Source organism: Chloroherpetonaceae bacterium, assembly GCA_025056565.1.
Lineage (GTDB): Bacteria > Bacteroidota > Chlorobiia > Chlorobiales > Thermochlorobacteraceae > Thermochlorobacter.
Genome location: JANWWA010000062.1, coordinates 1 through 583, shown reverse-complemented (window position 1 = coordinate 583; position 583 = coordinate 1). Strand labels below are relative to the sequence as shown.

The 583-nt window shown below is 49.6% G+C and carries 1 protein-coding gene; it reads left to right on the top strand.

Features of this window, described 5'->3' with window-relative positions; all coding sequences use genetic code 11:
- Nucleotides 1-334: 334 nt before the first annotated feature.
- The coding region (locus NZM05_12680; GenBank protein MCS7014470.1) for a hypothetical protein at nt 335-583 on the top strand (249 nt) is incomplete at its 3' end.

The window sequence follows — 583 nt, the reverse complement described above, 5'->3', positions numbered from 1 at the left end:
AATTTTTCAGACCTATCTTAGATTCTGCTCCGTGTGTGAAGATAGCTATTTTCTCGCAAAAAGTCCCTTCTCCTTTGCAAGAGAGGTCAGAGTAAAGTTCTCTCCCCTCTCTTTACCAAGAAGAGGGCTGGGGGTGAGGTCAAGTTCTCCCCTCTCCTGAGGGCTGGGGGTGAGGTCAAGTTCTCCCCTCTCCTTACCAAGGAGAGGGGTCGGGGGTGAGGTTACTCCTTCCGGAAGAGGGTCAAGGTGAGCACATCACGAAAATTGGGTTCCATCAGGTGGAAATTCTCACTTCTCTATATCTTTCAGTGCAACCTGCATAAAGCAATGAGCTATGTCTGAACCGATTAAAATTTCCGAGCCTGAACCGCCTCAGTCGCCAAAAGGTGTGCCTGCAGAGGAAGCAATTAGCATTGACATCTCTCATATTCAAACCGAGGATGATGCGCCAGTGGATAGCCTTTTTGCCGAACGGCAAGGTCGGCTTCTTGTAGAGTCGCTCTATGCCAGTTGGAAACCCAGTGAGCCGTTTTTGGCTTGCGAACATGTCGGGGTCTTCTATGGACTGCATTTGCCTCCGATT